Origin of the sequence: uncultured Methanobrevibacter sp. (genome assembly GCF_902771435.1) — an archaeon.
Lineage (GTDB): Archaea > Methanobacteriota > Methanobacteria > Methanobacteriales > Methanobacteriaceae > Methanocatella.
In genome coordinates this window covers 68357-88921 of record NZ_CACXXB010000017.1, presented here as the reverse complement: position 1 = coordinate 88921, position 20565 = coordinate 68357, and the positions used below count along the sequence as shown (strand labels likewise).

18 protein-coding genes are annotated in these 20565 nt (G+C 36.6%); 11 read left to right on the top strand and 7 right to left on the bottom strand.

The window, feature by feature from the left end; translation table 11 throughout:
* Nucleotides 1–327 precede the first annotated feature (327 nt).
* Nucleotides 328–825: a DUF308 domain-containing protein gene (locus tag QZU83_RS06140; protein ID WP_295610514.1), complete on the top strand. Its 498-nt coding sequence runs from the start codon at nucleotides 328–330 to the stop codon at nucleotides 823–825.
* Nucleotides 826–842: 17 nt separating this feature from the next.
* Nucleotides 843–2441 carry an AarF/ABC1/UbiB kinase family protein gene (locus QZU83_RS06135; protein ID WP_295610513.1) on the top strand — a complete coding sequence of 533 codons (1599 nt, stop codon included), beginning with the start codon at nucleotides 843–845 and terminating at the stop codon, nucleotides 2439–2441.
* Nucleotides 2442–2503: 62 nt separating this feature from the next.
* Here QZU83_RS06135 and QZU83_RS06130 read toward each other — a convergent pair whose 3' ends face one another.
* The gene (locus QZU83_RS06130; RefSeq protein ID WP_295610511.1) at nucleotides 2504–2899 is read right to left on the bottom strand and encodes a nuclear transport factor 2 family protein; all 396 of its coding nucleotides are present in this window, start codon (nucleotides 2897–2899) and stop codon (nucleotides 2504–2506) included.
* A gap of 64 nt (nucleotides 2900–2963) precedes the next feature.
* Between QZU83_RS06130 and QZU83_RS06125 the strand changes: the two genes are divergently transcribed.
* The 4 genes from QZU83_RS06125 (at nucleotide 2964) to QZU83_RS06110 (ending at nucleotide 8403) form a co-directional block, all read left to right on the top strand.
* Complete coding sequence (locus tag QZU83_RS06125; protein ID WP_366925380.1) at nucleotides 2964–3752, top strand: NAD+ synthase; 789 nt, start codon at nucleotides 2964–2966, stop codon at nucleotides 3750–3752.
* A 10-nt stretch (nucleotides 3753–3762) separates the two neighbouring features.
* On the top strand, nucleotides 3763–6618 hold the full coding sequence (gene leuS / locus QZU83_RS06120) for a leucine--tRNA ligase (RefSeq protein WP_295610509.1): 2856 nt from the start codon (nucleotides 3763–3765) through the stop codon (nucleotides 6616–6618).
* A 263-nt stretch (nucleotides 6619–6881) separates the two neighbouring features.
* The gene (locus QZU83_RS06115; RefSeq protein ID WP_295610507.1) at nucleotides 6882–7706 is read left to right on the top strand and encodes a transporter substrate-binding domain-containing protein; all 825 of its coding nucleotides are present in this window, start codon (nucleotides 6882–6884) and stop codon (nucleotides 7704–7706) included.
* Between the two features lie 4 nt (nucleotides 7707–7710).
* Nucleotides 7711–8403, top strand: a complete 693-nt coding sequence (locus tag QZU83_RS06110; RefSeq protein WP_295610505.1) for a type II CAAX prenyl endopeptidase Rce1 family protein — start codon at nucleotides 7711–7713, stop codon at nucleotides 8401–8403.
* A 43-nt stretch (nucleotides 8404–8446) separates the two neighbouring features.
* Here QZU83_RS06110 and QZU83_RS06105 read toward each other — a convergent pair whose 3' ends face one another.
* Together QZU83_RS06105 and QZU83_RS06100 are read right to left on the bottom strand one after the other, a co-directional pair.
* Nucleotides 8447–9178, bottom strand: coding sequence for a tRNA (adenine-N1)-methyltransferase (locus QZU83_RS06105; protein ID WP_295610504.1), 732 nt, complete (start codon nucleotides 9176–9178; stop codon nucleotides 8447–8449).
* Between the two features lie 9 nt (nucleotides 9179–9187).
* On the bottom strand, nucleotides 9188–10147 hold the full coding sequence (locus QZU83_RS06100; protein WP_295610502.1) for a zinc metalloprotease HtpX: 960 nt from the start codon (nucleotides 10145–10147) through the stop codon (nucleotides 9188–9190).
* Between the two features lie 148 nt (nucleotides 10148–10295).
* Between QZU83_RS06100 and QZU83_RS06095 the strand changes: the two genes are divergently transcribed.
* The gene (locus QZU83_RS06095) at nucleotides 10296–11243 is read left to right on the top strand and encodes a replication factor C small subunit (RefSeq protein ID WP_295610501.1); all 948 of its coding nucleotides are present in this window, start codon (nucleotides 10296–10298) and stop codon (nucleotides 11241–11243) included.
* A 9-nt stretch (nucleotides 11244–11252) separates the two neighbouring features.
* The gene (locus tag QZU83_RS06090) at nucleotides 11253–12776 is read left to right on the top strand and encodes a replication factor C large subunit (RefSeq protein WP_295610499.1); all 1524 of its coding nucleotides are present in this window, start codon (nucleotides 11253–11255) and stop codon (nucleotides 12774–12776) included.
* Here QZU83_RS06090 and QZU83_RS06085 read toward each other — a convergent pair.
* From QZU83_RS06085 to rhuM, 4 genes are all read right to left on the bottom strand, one after another.
* Entirely contained in the window at nucleotides 12773–13456 is a 684-nt protein-coding gene (locus QZU83_RS06085; protein WP_295610498.1) for an ATPase, read from the bottom strand. The two genes, QZU83_RS06090 and QZU83_RS06085, sit on opposite strands and share 4 nt — an antisense overlap.
* Nucleotide 13457: 1 nt before the next feature.
* Nucleotides 13458–14306, bottom strand: coding sequence for a shikimate dehydrogenase (locus tag QZU83_RS06080; RefSeq protein ID WP_295610496.1), 849 nt, complete (start codon nucleotides 14304–14306; stop codon nucleotides 13458–13460).
* Between the two features lie 110 nt (nucleotides 14307–14416).
* Nucleotides 14417–15673, bottom strand: coding sequence for an RNA-guided endonuclease IscB (gene iscB / locus QZU83_RS06075; RefSeq protein ID WP_295610495.1), 1257 nt, complete (start codon nucleotides 15671–15673; stop codon nucleotides 14417–14419).
* 241 nt (nucleotides 15674–15914) lie between these two features.
* Complete coding sequence (gene rhuM / locus QZU83_RS06070; RefSeq protein WP_295610494.1) at nucleotides 15915–16775, bottom strand: RhuM family protein; 861 nt, start codon at nucleotides 16773–16775, stop codon at nucleotides 15915–15917.
* 239 nt (nucleotides 16776–17014) lie between these two features.
* Here rhuM and hisS point away from each other — a divergent pair, with 239 nt between their 5' ends.
* Genes hisS through QZU83_RS06055 form a run of 3 tightly spaced genes read left to right on the top strand, consistent with a single transcriptional unit; the run spans nucleotide 17015 to nucleotide 20564 of the window.
* Nucleotides 17015–18310 carry a histidine--tRNA ligase gene (gene hisS, locus QZU83_RS06065; RefSeq protein ID WP_295610493.1) on the top strand — a complete coding sequence of 432 codons (1296 nt, stop codon included), beginning with the start codon at nucleotides 17015–17017 and terminating at the stop codon, nucleotides 18308–18310.
* Nucleotides 18311–18312: 2 nt separating this feature from the next.
* Nucleotides 18313–18720, top strand: a complete 408-nt coding sequence (gene hisI, locus QZU83_RS06060; protein WP_295610491.1) for a phosphoribosyl-AMP cyclohydrolase — start codon at nucleotides 18313–18315, stop codon at nucleotides 18718–18720.
* Between the two features lie 2 nt (nucleotides 18721–18722).
* Nucleotides 18723–20564, top strand: coding sequence for a PINc/VapC family ATPase (locus QZU83_RS06055; RefSeq protein WP_295610490.1), 1842 nt, complete (start codon nucleotides 18723–18725; stop codon nucleotides 20562–20564).
* Nucleotide 20565: the final 1 nt, after the last annotated feature.

Genomic DNA, 20565 nt, shown 5'->3' with positions numbered 1-20565 from the left:
TTATCAATTATTACTTTATATATCAAATAATTTAAATCTAATCAAAAAGCATTGCCAAATATGTTATAGTATACAATTCATCATAGTTTAAAGAATTAAGGCATTATTAGTTGAACAATAAACTTTTTAATAAACTAATTGTCAATCAATGAAAGTTTTTTGTTGAACTGTCTCCATACATACATAGAAGCGCAACAATCTCCATTTTTTATTGAAAATTAATCATTTTTCATGATTTTACATTAATATTTATTAGTAGAATAATATAAAATTATAATTGTATTAACCCTATTTGAATAATTTTTTAAAAACTAACGAGGTGTAATTATGGATTTTAGGAAAGTACTAGGAATTTTATTTATAATATTGGGTTTGATTTTCGCAATCTATCCAATGTATAGCGCAGGAGCAGTCTCCCTGATTGCAGGAATATCTTTGATTGCATTTGGATTTGCTTCTATTATTGACGGATTCAGCCTATGGAGCAGGATAACCCATGTTTCAGCAATAAACATATTTGTTGGAATTTGTGCAATACTACTGGGAATATTATTTATTTATGAAATAGACGCATTATCCTTCATTATTGCATTCAATTTCTATATAATTGCATTCATACTGATAATTGCAGGTATTACAGGCATAATTATTGGACCAGACACATTATCAAGACTTGCATCAGTATTAATTTTAATCTTAGGTTTTGTAGTGGTATACCTTGCTGCCTTTTCAATTGCAAATCCACTATACTGTGCAATCATAGTTGGAATATGTCTAATTATGTACGGCATAACCTTTTTAGCATCCGGTCTTATTGAAAGTTAAAATTATAACGTGATATAATGGATAAAGAGACTAAAGAGCGTTTGAAGGAAATTAGGGCAGTCATAAAAAAATATGGCTTCGATAAAATTTTAGGTCAAACCGCTAAAGACAAAATAATAAAAAAAGACGATAGTGATGATGACCAGAACCTCCTACTGGATGATGAAATTCCTTTAAAGTTAAGATTGATGCTTCAGGAACTGGGAACAACATTCATCAAGTTAGGGCAGCTGTTAAGTACAAGACCTGACGTTGTAGGTGAAAAAATAGCTAATGAATTGGCTAACCTGCAGGATGATAATCCGGCAATAACATATGAACAGGTCAAAGCAATTGTTGAAAGAGAACTCAACGGAAAGATTGAGGACTTATTTGAAGACTTCAATCATGAAGAATTAGCAACTGCATCAATCGGTCAGGTTCACGAAGCTAAATTAATTACCGGTGAAAGAGTTGCAGTTAAAATCCAAAAGGATGGCATTACCGATAAAATTGACCTTGATTTAAGGATAATGAAATATGTTGCCAACCGTGCGGACAAATTGAATTCAGACCTTAGGAAAATTAACTTGCCTGGAATTATGGAAGAGTTTGACCGTTCCATCCACAAGGAAATCGATTACAATAACGAATTTATGAACATGCAACGCATTGAAATGAATTTCATAGATAACCCTGATGTTCATATTCCTGCTACATTCGGCCATTACTGTACCTCAAAAGTCCTGACAATGGAATTTATTGACGGTACAAAATTAAATGACGTCTATGCAAGTACAGGTGATGAATTCGACAAAAAACTTTTAGCAAAAACTGTTCTGGATTCATATCTCCAGCAACTGTTCATTGACGGATTCTTCCATGGAGACCCTCACCCAGGAAACATAATGATTTTAGAGGATAATGTAGTGTGTTACCTTGATTTGGGTATGATGGGATTCTTTGATGAAAAATTCAAACGTGACCTTTCAGAAGTAATGCTGTTATTCGTGGATCAGGACGTTGACGGATTGATAAACCAGTTGATGTACATGGACATATTGGATTATGACATTGACACATCATCTTTAAGAAGAGACCTCAACGATTTGTTCGGAAGGTACTTCGGAGTACAGCTCAATCGTTTCGATGGAGTTTTAGAGGCACTGCTCAATCTTATGCAACAATACGGCGTTATTCTTCCAAACGAAGTCGTTACCATGGCAAGAGGTTTGTCAATGGTTGAAGCCATTGCACACAATCTTGATCCGGAAATCGATGTTTTCGCATCAGTCAAACCTGTTGCTGCACAAATAGCCAAACAAAGGGTCAATCCTAAACAGTTTTTAAAAGGCAAAAAAAGCAACCTAATCCTGTATGAACACATGCTTCAAGCCCTGCCGAAACTTCTCACAAGAACCATACACAAGATTGATAATGAAGAGCTTCAATTCAGATTTGAGGTTGACATTACCGATAAGGTTTCAATAATCGCACTGGTCTCAGCTCTTATAATCGGTTCATCAGTTGTTTCATTCGGACCAATGGTATTCGACATGCCTTTAATTTCTTTAATTGGTTATTTAATAGCCATAGTCTTAAGCATTATTGGCCTTAGAAAATTCGTACTAAAATAAATTAAAAAAAAACAGAGGGGAATTGATTTTCCCCAAATTACTTATTTTTTAAAAAAAAAATATCAGTTTTCCCACTTGCTGATACACCATTTCTCAGAGGATTTTTCGAAACTGACAACGGAATTTGAAATGACCCTGAGCTCCTTGGCGTTGATTTTGATAAAAAGTCTGACATTGGCTATAAGAGATGCCGCATTGTCATCATCAAACAATATTGTGGGATTGAGTATATCAAAATTTAAATAGTTTAAAGTACCGTCACCTATTTGAGATAAAAACTCATCTTTAGACTGGTATTTGCCTGTAACATTAATAAATTCTGAAACATCTAATATCATTTCATTTAACTTATCCAAATCCTTATCTACCAATGCCTGTTGAAACTCCATAAACACATCAACAATTTCCTGGTCCGCCTGAGAAAATGATTTTTCACACATAAGATTAACGTTTGACATAATATAATTTATTAATAAATAACTACATATTAATTTATGTATGAATGATAAAGCTGGTGGAAATTTGAATGAAATTCCAAAAATTGATTTAGAAAAAACAAGGTCAAACATTGTTGAATTCATAAAATCCAAAGTAAATGAAGCCAATTGTGATGGAGTTGCCATTGGACTCAGCGGAGGAATCGATTCAACACTTGTCGCCTATCTGGCCTGCGAGGCTTTAGGCAAAGACAACGTTTTTGGAATTGTCATGCCATCCACAACAACTCCCTCAGAAGATACTGTTCATGGAATTGAAATAGCGCAAAATTTAGGAATTGACTATAAAGAAATAGCTATTGAAAGCATTTTAAATGAATATTTATCTGTTACAAAACTCGACAATGACAATCTTGCCATTGGAAATCTTAAGGCCAGAATCAGAATGTCCCTACTTTATTATTATGCAAATTATAAGAATTACCTGGTCATCGGAACAGGTAACAAAAGTGAAATCCTGATTGGTTACTTTACAAAGCATGGGGATGGCGCATGCGACATGGAACCGATAGGAGATTTATACAAAATTGAAGTTTTCAAATTAAGCGAATACCTAAACGTTTCCGAAGAGATTCTTAATAAACCTCCTCGTGCAGGCCTATGGGAAGGCCAGAGTGATGAGGATGAAATCGGAATGAGCTATGATTTGCTTGATCAAATACTTTATTTTTACACAGAAAAAGATATGAAAAACACTGAAATAGCTGAAAAATTAGATATTTCAGTTGATGACGTTAATATGATTATTACAAAGATAAAAAGGAGCGAACACAAAAGTAAAGTTCCTGAAAGTCCTCAAAAAACAATCTTATAGTGGTGATTTAGTGAGCGAAAATATTGAAAAAAAATGGCAGAAAAAATGGGCTGATGCAAAACTGTTTGAATCAAACCCTGATGAAAGAGAAAAACTATTCATTACAGTAGCTTTTCCATACCCTAGTGGAGCAATGCATATAGGTCACGGACGTACTTACACCGTACCTGATGTTTATGCAAGATTTAAAAGAATGGAAGGCTACAACGTACTATTCCCAATGGCATGGCATGTAACCGGTGCACCCGTTATCGGTATTGCCGACAGGATTAAAAGAAAAGACCCATGGACCCTTGATTTATATGAAAGAGTTCACGGCGTTCCAAAGGAAACCTTGCCAAAATTAGAAGACCCTGAATTTATCGTGAAATACTTTTCAACCGAATATCATGAAGTGATGGAAGAAATGGGTTATTCAATTGACTGGAGAAGAGAATTCAGAACAATCGACCCGACCTATAAAAAATTCATCGAATGGCAAATTACCACACTCCACGATAAGGGATTAGTTGCAAAAGGAGAGCACCCTGTTAAATACTGTCCGAACTGTGACAACCCTGTAGGAGATCACGATTTACTTGAAGGTGAAGGAGTAGGCGTCAATGAACTGACCCTTTTGAAATTCCCAATTGAAGATAAAATCCTTGTAACCGCAACATTAAGGCCTGAAACAATCGTTGGAGCAACCAACATCTGGTTGAACCCTGATGTGGAATACGTGCTCGTTAATGCTGAAGGCGAAAACTGGATAATAACAAAAGAAGCTCACTACAATTTACAGCACCAAATTAAAGATTTAGAAATCATCTCAGAAATTGATCCTAACGATTTTATTGGAAAAATGGCTAAAAATCCATTTACCGGTGCAGAATTGCCAATTTTCCCAGCCAGTTTTGTTAGCGCATCATACGGAAGCGGTGTCGTATTTTCAGAACCTGCTGATGCACCTGCAGACTACATTGCCCTTCAAGATTTAAAAAATAATGAAGAATTAATATCCAAATACAATCTGGAAGGCATTATTGAAAATGTGGTTCCTATTCCAGTATGTACTCTTAAGGGCTACGGAGAAATTCCAGCTGCAGACATCATTGAAAGATTAGGAATTACAGACCAAAATGATGAAAAATTGCATGAAGCTACAAATGAACTGTACAAACAGCAACACAGTAAAGGTACTATCATAGAATCAATACCTGACTTTGGCGGAATGAAAGTTCGCTTCGCCCGTGAAGAGTTAAAGGAAAAACTGATCGCAGACAATATGGCTACAATCATGTATGACTTTGCCGAAAGGCCAGTCGTGTGCAGATGCGGAAACAACTGTGTCATTAAAATAATGGACAACCAATGGTTCATGAAATACGGTAATGAAGAGTGGACCGAAAAAACCTTAAAAGTCCTTGAAGGCGAAACCATTATTCCAAAGGAACTCAAAAGCAACTTTGAATATTACATCAACTGGTTGGATGACTGGGCATGCTCCAGAAAAGTCGGTCTTGGAACCAGACTTCCATGGGACAACCAATGGTTAATCGAACCATTGACAGACTCCACAATCTACATGTCATACTATGCAATCGCAAAATACCTAAAAGACATGAATCCGGATGACCTTACTCCTGCATTCTTTGACAAGGTTCTTCTTAACAAGGACTCCGGAGACATTACCGTTCCTGCAGACAAGGTGACTGAAATCCAAAATGAATTCAACTACTGGTATCCTCTTGACTGGAGACTGTCAGCTAAGGATTTGGTCGGTAACCACTTAAGCTTTTTAATGTTTGCCCACAGTGCAATTTATCCTGAAGAAAAATGGCCTAAAGGAACTGTAGTATTCGGAATGGGTCTTTTGGAAGGAAACAAAATGTCCTCATCAAAAGGAAATGTTATCCTTTTAAAAGATGCAATTAAGGATTACACAGCCGATGTTGTAAGGCTTTTCCTGATGGCATCTGCAGAACCATGGCAAGACTTCGACTGGAGAGAAAAAGAGGTTTTAGGAACTAAAAGAAGACTTGAATGGTTTAGAGAATTTGCAGCCAAGATTGAAGAAATGAAAGGCTCACCATTGGATTTAAGCAATATTGAAAAAGTTGAACTGACCCGTACCATAGACTTATGGATGATCAGCCAGCTCAACCAGCATATCAAAAAATCAACAGAAGCGCTGGAAGTCTTCCAAACAAGACAGGCACTTCAGGAATCATTATTCCTGCTTAAAAAAGATGTGGACCACTACCTCTATAGGGTAAAACATCTGATTGACTCACAGGATCCTGCAATAATCTATGTCTTATCAACTGTTCTTGAAGCATGGATCAGGCTTTTAGCACCATTCACACCACATACTTCAGAAGAGTTATGGACCGCATACGGAGGAGAAGGATTCGTAAGCGAAGCAAGCTGGCCGGAATATGACGAATCAGCAGTCAGTGTTGAAATTGAAAAATCAGAAGAGTTTGTGCAAAATGTCATCAAGGACATTACACAAATCAAAAAGATGGTAAAAGGAGACATTTCCAAAGTCCACATTTACCTTGCTCCTGACTGGAAATGGGAACTTTACAAAATAGCTGATGAAGTTGGAAAACCTGATATCGGCCAGATTATGGGAAGAGCTATCGGAGCAAACATCTATGATGATAAAAAGGAAATAGCTATGGTAGCTAAAAAAATCGGTAAAGAAATGACCAAAACAAGATACATCGGAAAAATCAATGAAGAGGAAATCCTAAACGATGCGCTTGACTACATTACCGAAGAGGTAGGAGAAGAAGTCATTATCCACACCGACGATTCCTACGACCCACAAAATAAGGCCAGAAATGCAATGCCTTACAAACCTGCAATATTTATGGAATAGACTTTTCTATTCCAAAACTTATTTTTTAACAACCCCTTAAATATTAAAAACTCATTCTCATTACCCTACAATCCATTATCCTGAAATTTAATACCAGTAATCGTGCATACTTTAATATCTGCAAGATTCGGAAGTTTGAAACCTCCTTCAATTTAATTCAATTATGGCTATGGCAATTCATTAAACAATACCAACACAAAACTAACAACAGCAAATAAAATATATTAAAGAAATATAAAAAAATAATAGGGGAGGGCAAATTAATGAATAAAAAGATAATATTAATTTCAATTGTGACATTGACAATATTTCTAATGATAGGTGCCGTGAGCGCCACAAGTATGTTCGATTTTTTTAATAGCGATGCTGGTGATTCAACAAATACTAATGATAAATTCGTCGTTGGCTTCAATGATAAATTTCCACCATTCGGATATAACAATAACGGAAATTACACCGGTTTTGATATTGAACTTGCAAAAGAGGTAAGTAAAAGGAATAACTGGACATTCATACCTCTGCCAATTATAGACTGGAATACAAAAGAACTGGAATTAAACAGTGAGGAAATTGACTGCATCTGGAGTGAATTTACCATTAATGGAAGAGAAGATAATTATACCTGGTCAAAACCTTACTTTAACAATACTCCTGTCGTTATTGTAAAATCAAATTCAAGTATAAACAGTTTTAAAGATTTAAAAGACAAACCCGTTGAAATTGAACTGGGAACCTCAGTTTTGAAAAAAATTAATGAAAATGCCAGCCTAAAAGGCAACTTCAATAAAATAACCGAAGTGAACACTTATAATGATGCTATGATTGACTTGAATTCCGGACTTTGTGATGCAGTTATTGCAGATTATGGAATTGCAAACTATATGGTTGTTGAAAAACATTCTGACTGTAAAATACTTAATGAAACACTTCCAGATGAACAGTACGGTGTTGGATTTAAAAAAGGAAACACTGAGTTAAGGGACCAAGTTCAAAAAACTTTAGATGAAATGTTTAAAGATGGAACAGTCGATAAAATAGCTCAAAATTACAGCAAATATAAACTGCCCGAAAGAGTAATTCAAGCATGATATCATGAAAGGATTAACATTCGATGAAACAAGGGATTTTCCCTATTACAACAATAATCCCAGAATTCCAAAGATAGGGTGGGTAATCCTGCTTTTAGCAGTTCCCATTTCATTCCTGCTATATATGATTATAGGATTATCTTCTGAATTTGTTGGAAGTCTCTTCTTTTGTTTTACAATGTTAATTCCTTTACTTTATTTTTCAAACTGGAATTACAGACTAATTTTCCAAAAACCCAACAGAAATGAAATCATACTGGCAGTGCTGATGTTTGCCGGCTATATGATTTATTCAATTGTTATGGGAGATATTTTGGACATGTTCCACCTAGCGGGCACAGGCGTTGCCAGTTCATTGGAGGTCACTCTGGAATCGACCGTCTCATTAATATTTTCAATGATGGGTGAAGAACTGCTTAAATTCATTCCGCTGATGTTCTTCATGAGATTAATTTATAAATTTACAAGCAACCGAAAATTATCCCTAATTATTTCAACAATAATTGTCTTAACCTGCTTTGGATTGCTTCACTATGATCCCCAAACATCAACAATCATTTCTGCTTTGCTCATACAGGGACTTGGATCAATATTTGAAATTTACGGATACATTAAAACCAAAAATTTATTCGTTCCTTATATTTCCCACCTATTAACAGACGGACTCATATTCATAATAATTCTTCTGGGACTATAATTAAAAATAAAAAAAGTAATGAATATAGCTAAAATTAAAATAGCTATAATTTTCTTGCGAACATCAAATATCCACTGTGGCCAACCATACGTGTTTTTGGCCTGACGCCATTTTGGCGCACTTCCAAACCCCTTTCCAGAAGTTCACTTATTTCAATGTCAAAAAAGCCTAATTTTTTAGCAACCCTGTATGAGAGTTTGGCCTGATCGATATATGGTGCATAGACCGCCAGCCATCCGCCAACATTCAAACATTCTAAAACCTCTTCAAATATCTCAAATGGTTTTGGAAGGTCCAGAAAGACCAAATCAATGTTATCCTCATCGATTCCTTCCTTTATGTTCTGATTTTTGACAGTGATGTTTTCAATTCCAAAATTTTCAATGTTTTTCTTTGCGACCTCGGCAAAATCCTCACGAATTTCATATGTATAGACATGACCCTGTGAACCTACGACATTTCCGAAGTTCAGTGCAATGGCTCCTGCACCGGTTCCTGCATCCACCACTCTTGAACCTGCTCCCAGACCAGTGTGAGCCAATACATAACCTATGTCCTTTTTAAGGAGTATTGAACATCTTCTATCCATCACATCAATGAAATCGTTGATGTTAGGCTTTATGATTTTAAATGAGTGGCCATTGTGGCTTTTGATTTCATCACCAACTTCAGCATTGTCCAGGACATCAGCTTTTATAATTCCCAAGTCGCTTTGAAATTCCTCTCCCTGCTTTAAAACATGTTTTTTACCACGTTCATCTAAAATCATCTTCATAATTTACACCTAATTTTCTAATTCTGCCAATCTTTTTACTCTTTTTAAGGAATCCGGGTGAGTGGAGAACAATTCCATAGCCCCGCTTTTCTTTGAAATTTTAACGTCTGCGTTTGCAAGTCTTCTTAACTCTTCATCGGTGATTTTTCCGTCACCGTCAAAGTCTATTTGCCTGAAATCTGTAACGTCATGTTTTGCATTGTTAATGTCATTGACGAAAAATGCGCGGTTTGTATTTAAATCATTGATAACCTGCTCATTGCATCTTGCAGCACCATATGACAGTTTATAAAGTGCAGACACCAAAGCTGCCGGACGATTGCCATATTCCACACTGGCTTCATCCGCATAATATTCTCTGGTTCTTGAGATGAACAATACCAGCAGCTGTCCAATTAAGTAAAATACATATCCTAAAATTCCTATTATGATTCCTGCGCCGTTATCGTTGTCACCTGAAAACATGAATGACAGTGCAAGGTAATAGCAAATCATAGGAACCACACTGACGGCAGCAGTTACAGCCATGTCATTATGTTTGATATGGCCCATTTCATGACCCAATACCGCCCTTAACTCATCATAGTCCAACAGACCTAAAATCGGACGAGTAATTGCAATATGGCCGCTTCTGCTTGTTCTTCCATATGCAAATGCATTTGGAATATTGACTTCTGACAGGCCGACTTCCGGTTTTGGAACTCCAGCTTCCTGTGCAAGCTCCTCAACCATCTTGTGAATATGAGGCGCTTCAGCTTCTGACAGTGGCCTTACATTCATGGAACGTTTTACTAAAGATGGACCAAACCAATACTGTAAAAATACAATTCCCAAACTCAACCACATATAAAAAGACCAGCTGCTTATTCCCAAATATCTCGCTACAAGAGAAACCATAATGTATACGGTCGTAAACAGCAGTACAGATGTCAGTACCATTCTTAATCTAAGTCTCCATGTGCCTCTCATTTTTAACACCTTGAATTTATGTAAACATTACTCATCAAATGCTCTCTTTAATTATATATCTATTGGATTTCATATATTAAAAAAGTTAATCCAAAAAATAATTTAACTACATGATACATAAATGTTACTATAAAAAAATGGTGATTAAATGAGCGGACCATGGGTAGAAAAATATAGACCACAGAAATTAGAAGACATTGTAGGACAAAAGCAAATCATTACCAGACTTGAAAAGTATGTAGGCGAAGGAAGCATGCCTAACTTAATGTTTACAGGCCCAGCAGGTGTCGGTAAAACAACCACTGCCTTAGCACTGGCAAAATCCATTCTTGGAGAATATTGGAGAAATAACTTTTTAGAGCTGAATGCATCAGATGCAAGAGGAATTGATACCGTAAGAAATGACATCAAAAGCTTCTGCAGATTAAAACCGGTCGGCGCTCCATTCAGAATAATCTTTCTTGATGAAGTGGACAACATGACCAAAGATGCGCAGCATGCACTCAGACGTGAAATGGAAATGTATACAAAAACCGCTTCATTTATACTGTCCTGTAATTATTCATCAAAAATAATCGACCCAATCCAATCAAGATGTGCAATATTCAGATTCGCTCCAATAAAAGGTGAAGAAATCAAGGAACGTTTGAAATTCATTTGTGAATCAGAAGGTTTTGAAGCTGACGATAAAGGTCTGGAAACCATAGTCTACTTTGCTGAAGGAGATATGAGAAAAGCCCTTAATGTCCTTCAGGCAGCCGCTTCAGAAGGAGAAGCGATAACTGAAGAATCAGTTTATGAAGTAGTTTCCAAAGCAAAACCTCAGGATATTGCAAACATGATAAATAAAGCACTTATGGGAGACTTTTTAGGTGCGAGAACACTTCTCAGAGAAACAATGGTTTTACAGGGAACCAGCGGAGAGGATATGGTTACACAAATTTATCAGGAAGTTTCAAAAAGAGTTGTTGAAGGTAAAATGGAACCTGACTTTTATATTGATCTTATAAACTCAATAGCGGATTGCGATTTTAGAATAAGAGAAGGAGCAAACCCAAGAATCCAACTTGAAGCGCTTCTAACCAAATTCATTTAAGGTATAGAAATGTTATGGACTGACAAATACCGACCGCAAACTCTCGATGAGGTGGTCGGCAACAACAAAGAGAAAAAAATAATCCTGGATTGGGTTGACAATTGGAAAAAAGGAAATCCACAGCAGCCCCTGCTATTGGTCGGACCTCCCGGAATTGGAAAAACAACACTTGCACTGGTAATAGCTAAAGAGTTTTCTGAATACATTGAGCTTAACGCAAGTGATAAACGTTCCCAGGACGTCATTAAAAATACAATTGGAGAATCATCATCCACAAGGTCCCTTTTTGGAGATGAATATAAACTGATTATAATGGACGAAGTGGACGGAATTCATGGAACCAACGACCGTGGAGGAGTAAGGGCCATTGGAGAGATAATTAAAAATTCCAAACATCCAATGATTTTAATTGCTAACGACTTTTATTCAAAACGCCTGCAGTCAATAAAGCCAAAGTGTACTGTAATCAAAATGGCTAAAGTAAGAAGCCCAAGTATCAGAAAGGCCTTGAAGGAAATTGCTGCAAAAGAAGAAATTAAAGCTAATCCGAAAGCTCTTGATTTAATCTCCAAAAAATCAAATGGAGATATGAGATCTGCAATAAATACACTGCAGGCCTTGGCGGACAAGGATGAAGTGTTGGAGCCGAGAGATGTTGAAAATTTAAGGACAAAGGATGACCGTTCTGATATTTTCAATGCAATAACCGGTGTTTTGAAAAGCAAAAATCCTCAGCATGTAAGGGATGCGCTAAGAGTCGATGAGGATCCGACTTTAGTAATGGAATACATCGCAGAAAACATTCCAAGGGAATACACCAATAAAAACGAAATCAAAAAGGCTTATGAAAACATAGCCAAAGCTGATTTGTACTTCGGAAGAGCTCAAAGCAGCAGGAATTACGGTTACTGGAGATATGCAAGCGATTTTATGGGAATCGGTGTAAGTTCATCCAAAAAGGAAACATACAAGAAATTCACAAAAATACAAACTCCTTCAATATTCACACTGATGGGCAGAAATAGGGGAAAAAGAAATTTGAGAGATGGAATAGCTGAAAAAATGTCTAAAAAAATGCACATTTCACATTCCGTAGCTATTTCAATGTTTCCATACCTGGAGATAATGTTTCAAAATGATGAGCTTGCCTGGGAAATATCTGACTTTTTAGGTTTGGAAGATAACGAAATCAAAAGGTTCAGATCCAAAAAGATTCCTAAAAAGGTCATAACCAAAATGGAAAAACAAATGGCTCAAATGAGAGTTGAAGAGCGGGACAGAAGATTTGAAGAACTTCAAAATCAGATGATGGCTGAAGCTCAAGAGGTCGTTGAAGAAGAAGTTATAGAAGAAGAACTTCCTTTCGAAATCCCAGGAATTACAGATGTAGCTCCTAAAGAAGAAACGGTTGAAGAAACTGCTGAAGAAGAACCAGTTCCAGAAGAAATCGTGGAAGAGGAAGTTAAAGAAGAAGAAAAAGAAGAAAAGCCTAAAAAGAAAACTGATAAGCAGGTATCTCTTTTCAGTTTTTAATTTTTATTTTTCTCATTGATGAATTCTGATGCGCTAATAACATTTTCTCTAAACTGTGGGGCAACATCCTCTAAAAATTCAGAAAAGGAATTGGCCAAATCATCCTTATTTTCGCCCTCAATCAGATTCTGACCGTCCATCTTCAAAAATGAGTTAATCCAGTCAAGTGAAACATTGGCCAACGGATAGATTTCATTTTCAGTGTCGATTAAATTTAAACCTTCACCGGCAAAAATGCCTTCAAATATGGTATTCACCTTATCATCCAATATTAAAGGGTTGACTTTTAAATCATAATCCCCCTCATAAACCAGTTTAACACCGTATTTACGGGTATAAGGCTCCATCAATAATTCACAGATGAAATTGTCCTCAGGCATCAATACTGTTGAGTTAGGTTTGATTTCCAATGTCAAATTCCTGGCTGATTTTGAGCAAATCTTTTGAAACAATTTATTTCTTACAACTTCTATTTCAGGATATTGCTTATTGAATGTTTTTTGGCGGGTTCTTGAAAACTTTGAAAATCTCAGGGAGTTAATGTAGATTTTTTGGGGAGTATATGAAATGAAACGGGTATCCACCCCAATTATCTTTAGGAATTTCAGTACATCCTTTTTTGAATTTGAAAATTCATCCTCATCAGATGCCAAACCTGATATGTCAAACATTAAATCCATATTATCTTCCCAAATATTCATTAAGCGCTTTTTCCATCACATCAATCGGCGCATCACGGCCAGTCCATATTTTAAAGCTTTCAGCACCCTGATAAAGCAGCATCTTAATTCCATAAACGGGCTTTGCTTTTGCTTTGATGGCTTCTTTTAAAAGTACTGTTTCGTTTGGATTATAAACAGCATCAAAGACAACCAAATCCTCATGCATATTGTCTGCTGTTGCAATAGGCTCATCATCAATGTGAGGATCCATTCCCAAAGGAGTGGTATCCACCAAAATATCCGCATCGCCCAGCAGATTGTCAATTTCTGAAATTGAATCTGCATTAACGTCACCTATCAAATCAGATGCCAAAACATCATCTGCAAGGCTTTGGGCCCTTTCGACATTTCTGTTAAGTATTGTTATTGAACTGGCACCGAATCTGGCAAGGTAAAATGATATTGCCCTTGAAGCGCCTCCTGCTCCTGCAACAATAACATCCCTATCCTTGACTTTTGTTACCTCTTCAATAGCCTTAATTGCACCGATTCCATCGGTATTGTATCCCTTCAGGTTTTTAAAGTCTATTGTGTTTACGGCACCTATCAGCTCTGCAACCTCATCAAGCTCATTTAAATACTGCATCACTTCAATTTTATGAGGAATGGTGACATTGAAACCTTTTATGTTTAATGACCTTGCCCCTTCGATTGCAGAGGATAAATCATTAGGATTTACATCAAATGCGACATATGCATAATCCATTCCCAGACTTTGAAATGCGGCATTGTGCATCGGCGGCGAAAAACTGTGTTCAACCGGATGGCCTATCAGACCCACGATATTTGTACTACCTTTAATATTCATATAATAATAGTTGACTGCCATTATACTAAAAACTTTTTAGTCTCCTCATCAAATTTATTATAATCTGATTTGAATAATTTGTCCTGAACAGATCTGAACTTTTCATCTTATTATGGCAAGGATACCCCGACCTCTTTAGGTCGGGGAGGAATTGCCAACCTCCAATCTATTAACCAACCTTTAATAGGTTCTAATAATTTCAACCGCTTACTACTTACTCCTTGGCTAATTACAGTTCCGTCAAATGTTTTTAACTGAAAATAACCGTTGCTTCGTTTACCTGTTATAAAACATTCCTTATCGTTGTACAGTACTTTATCATATCTTCTAAAACCATTTACAATATATGGTGACTGATTGCATTTACGTTTTCCCCCTTTGCTTGGTTTGAATTTATGTATTTGGCGATTATGTCGTCTAACTTTCTTATATGAATATTCAACATTCGATTGTTCGGCATCCAAATTGTGACTAATTACAAAAGCATCATTGCAATGAGACTTAACAAGGCCCAATTTTTCACGAGTATACTTGGTTAAATAACCGAAAGTCTCAAAAACATTGCTGAATTCATTTTTTAAAGATTGTACTAATCTTTTTCCTATGATATTCATATGAGTGGAATGTTTGAATGATTTGACTTTTTTTGTATATTTCAATTCGCCTGTATGTACTTTATCATGGCATTCTTTGCATAATGTTACTAGATTGTCCATGCGATTGGAACCGCCATCACTTCTGAATCTGATATGATGAACTTGCAGTTTGGTATTTTTTGCTCCGCATATTTGGCAGGTGTAATTGTCACGGCTTAAAACAGCTGATTTAACATTATAAAAACCTTTTGCATCGCCATGCTGATAATCCACACCAGATACACTTGGGTTCTTTAGTTTATGCACATCAAATTCAGCAGTTTCAACAATGATGTTTTCTATGGGAATTATATTGCAAATACGTTTAATTATTGTTAAATGGGTGTCAATTTTATGCTGAATACTGGGTGCCAGTTTTCCTTTTTTACCACGATTATTAAACCGTGCCGGACGATAACGTAATTTGCTCCTACGATTCCTGCGCTGAATTTTTCTACTTTCTAACAATTTAGGTATGTCCTGTCTTAATTCAACTGTTGCTTTAAATAATTCTTTTTTATTTGTGGTTGCTGATAATCCAATATATTTGCTTCCGGCATCAACACCCAAATTAACCGGTTGCTTATAACCAGAAGATCTATACAACAATTGTATGGTAAATGGTGTACGATTCACCACTTTTGCTTTCTTTTCTTTTAATAATACTCTTGCTTTTCTTGGTTTACATGGCATTAACGATTCACCATGCATGTTTAGTACGTAAACGAACATTTTAACGTTTACCTCCTATTCCTGAGTAAGTTATCCCTCGACAATGTTATTTCAAGGTTTTATTGTAAGCAACACTGTTCCTACCATCTCAGAACTTGTTTAATCACTTACCGTAGAGCGTGGAACTGGGATTAAACATTCCACGGTACCTAATATTCTTGAGTAACGTAGACCATTTAATTAGGTCGCTGTCTATTAAACTAGTGGATTCCTAGAAAACAATCTAGAAAATCCACGGCTTCTACAAGCCGTGGTAGTTTAAGCTCATTGGAATCTGTCGTTCGGCCCTGTCCTCAGCATAATCCAAATACATGCTTACAACACGATTTAGGGTTTTTAACTCTTTTTCTGTCAAATAGTTCTTAGCCACTTTAGCATCCCTCAACAATATTTTGCCGTCAGGAGCTCTTGACCAGGTAGTCAAACCCATATGTTCCTTTTTGCTGTCTGCCCTTTCATGAATAATTTCAGGAGCTGTAAGACCAACAACTGCATAATGCAGCTTGTTTTGAACTTTAGCATAGAAATCCTTAGTAATTTGAGCGTTTTTGTTATAATCATAAGCGGTTGTAAAAAGGTCAGTTACCTTCTCATATACTTTACGTTCGGATGACCTTATTTCGCGGATTACATCAACAAGCTCTTCAAAGTATTCTTCAGTGAACTTTCCACCATTGATTAAAAGTTCCTTATTGATGACAAATCCTTTTCGCATGTATTGCTTTAGAATTTCTCTAGACCATTTACGAAAGTTTGTTGCTTCCTTTGAATTGATTCTATAACCGATTGAGATGATTGCATCAAGATTATACCATATTTGAGGCCTACCTCGATTATTAGATTTTTTTAAGGATTTCTTAATAAATTCAGAATCATCAGCAAAAAGCTCTTTAGAAGTTACTGATACTTCTTTTTCATCTAACTCCCCTTCACTCACGATATTTGAAAAATGCATTGAAATATTTGAGTTTGTAGTTGCAAAAATCTCAGCTACCACTTTTTGACTAGCCCATAGGGTTTCATCTCCAACTATGAATTTTCCTTCAACAGCTCCTTCTTCACTTTGATACAATAGCGTATCCACTAATTTATATTTAACCAATATTAATCCTCCTTTGAGTTGATTAATTAGATAATGTACTTACAGACAGTTAAAACCTTCTTAACTGTGAGAATGTGCAAAAACACAAAAGCACACTCCATAAACTTATATAAAAATAATACTCCCATGTTAAAAATTAACTGTCCGAGAGCATTTGATGAGTAATATTCAACAAAAGACTATATAACATCTAAAAAACATAGTTATATTATAATAAATTTATTGATAGGAGAGCAAAAATGGAATTTACAAGACCAAGAGGTACAAGAGATTTCTTATTTGACGAAATGAGACAAAGAAAAAAAGCAGAGCGTACCTTAAGAAACATATTCGAAAATTACGGTTATCAAGAAATTAAAACACCTTTATTTGAGGAATTGAAGTTATTTACAACAAAATCAGGGGAAGAAATTGTAAACCAGTTATATAACTTTAAAGACAAGTCAGACAGGGAATTGACCTTAAGACCTGAAATTACTGCCCCAGTTGCAAGATTATACCTTAATGAACTTGAAAAGACTTCCGCAAAACCTATAAAACTTTATTACTATGGAAGCTGTTTCAGATATGAAAGACCTCAAAAAGGAAGGTTCAGACAATTCTGGCAATTCGGTTGCGAACTGATTGGAGCCAAATCCCCTCAGGGCGAAGCTGAAGTCATTGCCCTTTGTACCGATGCAATCAACGGACTCGGAATTACAACCGCAGACGTCAATCTCAACCACCTTGGAATCATAAGGGGACTGTTCAAACACTTTGAAATCACCCAGGAAACCCAAAGGGAAATAATGGTCGTTATCGATAAGGGAGACAAGGACCTGTTAATCGAATCCCTTAGTGGAGACGAACCTGTAATTGACAATGACGAGTTAAATCAAATCCTATTAAAATTAATCGATATGGTCGGAGATAAAACCATTTTAAGTGAAGTTGAAGATTTGCTTGAACCTTATGATGAGCCAAAAGAAGCTTTAAATGAATTTAAACAATTAATTGAACTATTGGAAGCTTTTGACGTTACCAACTACACCTTAAATTTAGGCGTTGCAAGAGGACTTGACTACTACACAGGAATCGTATTTGAAATTTATGTTCCAGAACTTGGCGCCCAAAAACAGATTTGTGGCGGAGGGTCATACAACCTCGTCAAACTCTTTGGAGGCCAGGAAGTTGAATCAACAGGTTTTGCACTTGGTTTTGACAGACTTATGAATGCAATTGAAGAGTTGACCGACTCAGAAGAGTTGCCTTCACACCTTGACGTTTATGTCGCTCCAATTTCAGATGGCGTAAGGACCAAAGCCTATGAAATAACACAGAAATTAAGAAAAAACGACATTAAAGTGGATGTTGACCTTAACGGCAAAAAATTCAAAAAGCTAATGAACCATGCAGATAAGATCAAAGTCCCGAAAATGATTATTATCGGCGAAAAGGATTTGGATGAAGGAAAAGTCACAATAAAGGATATGGTCAGCGGCGAACAGGAACTGGTTGATGTTGATGATATTGTAAACTACTTGAAAGAGGAATGAAAATGGAAATTAACTTCAGACATGAAATAAATGGCGTTAAAGTAATCACAGCAGTTGCACAGGATGCAGATACAAACCAAATACTGATGCTTGCAAACATGAACAAGGAAGCATTGATTAAAACAATACAGACCGGAAAAGCACATTACTGGAGTACTTCAAGAAACCAGCTATGGCTTAAGGGAGAATCATCAGGACATTTCCAGGAAGTTAAAGAGATTCTTGTTGACTGCGACATGGATGCGGTTGTTTTAAAAATCAAACAGACCGGTGCAGCATGTCATGAAGGTTACTTATCATGCTTTTTTAGAAAAATCAACACTGACAACGCAGTGGATATTGAAGACTTGAAAGATGATGACTTAGAAATAATCTTGGAAAGATTAGTAAATCCAGAAGACGTGTATTGAAAATGAAATGCATAATACCAGATACAAGCGCAGTGATAATAGGCGCTGTAAGCGAATTAATAGAAAACGGAGATTTTGACTATCCCGAAGTTGTTGTTCCGGAAGCGGTGGTTTGTGAACTTGAACATCAGGCAAATGCCAAAAGATCTGAAGGGACAAAAGGGCTAGCAGAACTTCAAAAACTACAGCAAATGCAGGACGATGGCGAACTGGCCATTACATTCAAAGGCAAACGTCCTACCAATTATGATATCAAATATGCCAAAAGCGGAGAAATCGACAGCATCATACGTGACCTGGCAAGATCCGAATTTGGAACCCTTTTAACAAACGATAAGGTTCAGGCAGAAGTGGCAAAGGCTCAAGGAATTCCTGTTTATTATTTTGAACAAAAATATATCCATAAAGCTCTCTCAATAGAAAAATTCTTTGACGACACCACAATGTCCATACATTTAAAAGAAAATGTAGTGCCTATGGCTAAAAAGGGAACACCAGGTCATATCGATTTTGTTCAGCTTTCAGATAAACCTTATTCATACTCCGAACTTAAAGAGATTGTAGACGAGATACTTGACAAAGCAAAGTCCGATTCAAAAACCTATTTGGAATCAGACATGGAAGGCTCATTCGTAGTCCAGTCAAGGGAATACAGAATATCCATAGCATACCCTCCATTTGCGGAAGGTTTGGAAATTACTGCAGTAAAGCCTGTTGCCAAAATTAGTTTAGACGAATACAACCTGACAGACAAGCTGCTTGACAGAATCAGAACAAGCGCTGAAGGAATATTGATTTCAGGTTCACCGGGAGCGGGTAAATCCACCTTTGTACAGGCCATTGCAAACTATTATTCATCAAAATTGAATAAGGTCGTAAAGACCATGGAATCACCAAGAGACCTGCAGCTTCCAGACGAAATCACACAATATGCTCCTCTGGAAGGAAGCATGGAAAATACAGCTGACGTATTGCTCCTGGTAAGGCCCGACTACACAATCTATGATGAGCTCAGGAAAAATACCGACTTTAACATTTTCGCAGACATGAGGCTTGCAGGTGTGGGAATGATCGGGGTTGTTCACGCAACACGCCCGATTGATGCAATACAAAGAATAGCTTCAAGAGTGGAATTGGGAGTCATTCCTTCAATTGTCGATACAAGCATCTACATTGAAAACGGTAAAGTAACAAGTGTCTATGAAACAAAAATGACCGTTAAAGTTCCGACAGGAATGAAAGAAGCCGATCTTGCAAGACCGGTCATTGAAGTCAGGGACTTTGAAACCGGAGAGCTCAAAAACGAAATCTACACCTACGGTGAGCAGACAATCGTTATGGACATGGATTTGGTAAACGGAGGAGGAAGTTCCGAAACCCAAAAATCCTCTGTCGACGTCATTGCCGAAAATGAAATCCTAAGGAAAATAAAAAGGATTCTTCCCAAAAAGGCAAAAGTCGATGTTGAAGTCATCTCCCCTGACAGGGCCAACATTTACATTCCCGACGAGTACGTTCCAAAAATCATCGGCAAGAACGGTAAAAGAATTGCTGAAATCGAACGTGACATTGGAATCAGCTTGTGCGTGGAAGTCATTGACGAAAAACCTGTTAATAAAACCCCAATTGAGGTTGACATTACACACACTCGAAAACAAATGATTTTAGAGCTTGGAAAAGAAAATGGAAGGCAGAACTTTGACATTCTCATTGAAGGAGAATACCTGCTTACCGCAACAACCTCCAAAAAAGGAGAAATAAAAATCAAAAATGGAATTGAACTGTCCGATTTCATCCTGGAAGCGATTGAGATGGGATTGACAATTACAGCAGTTAGAAAATAGT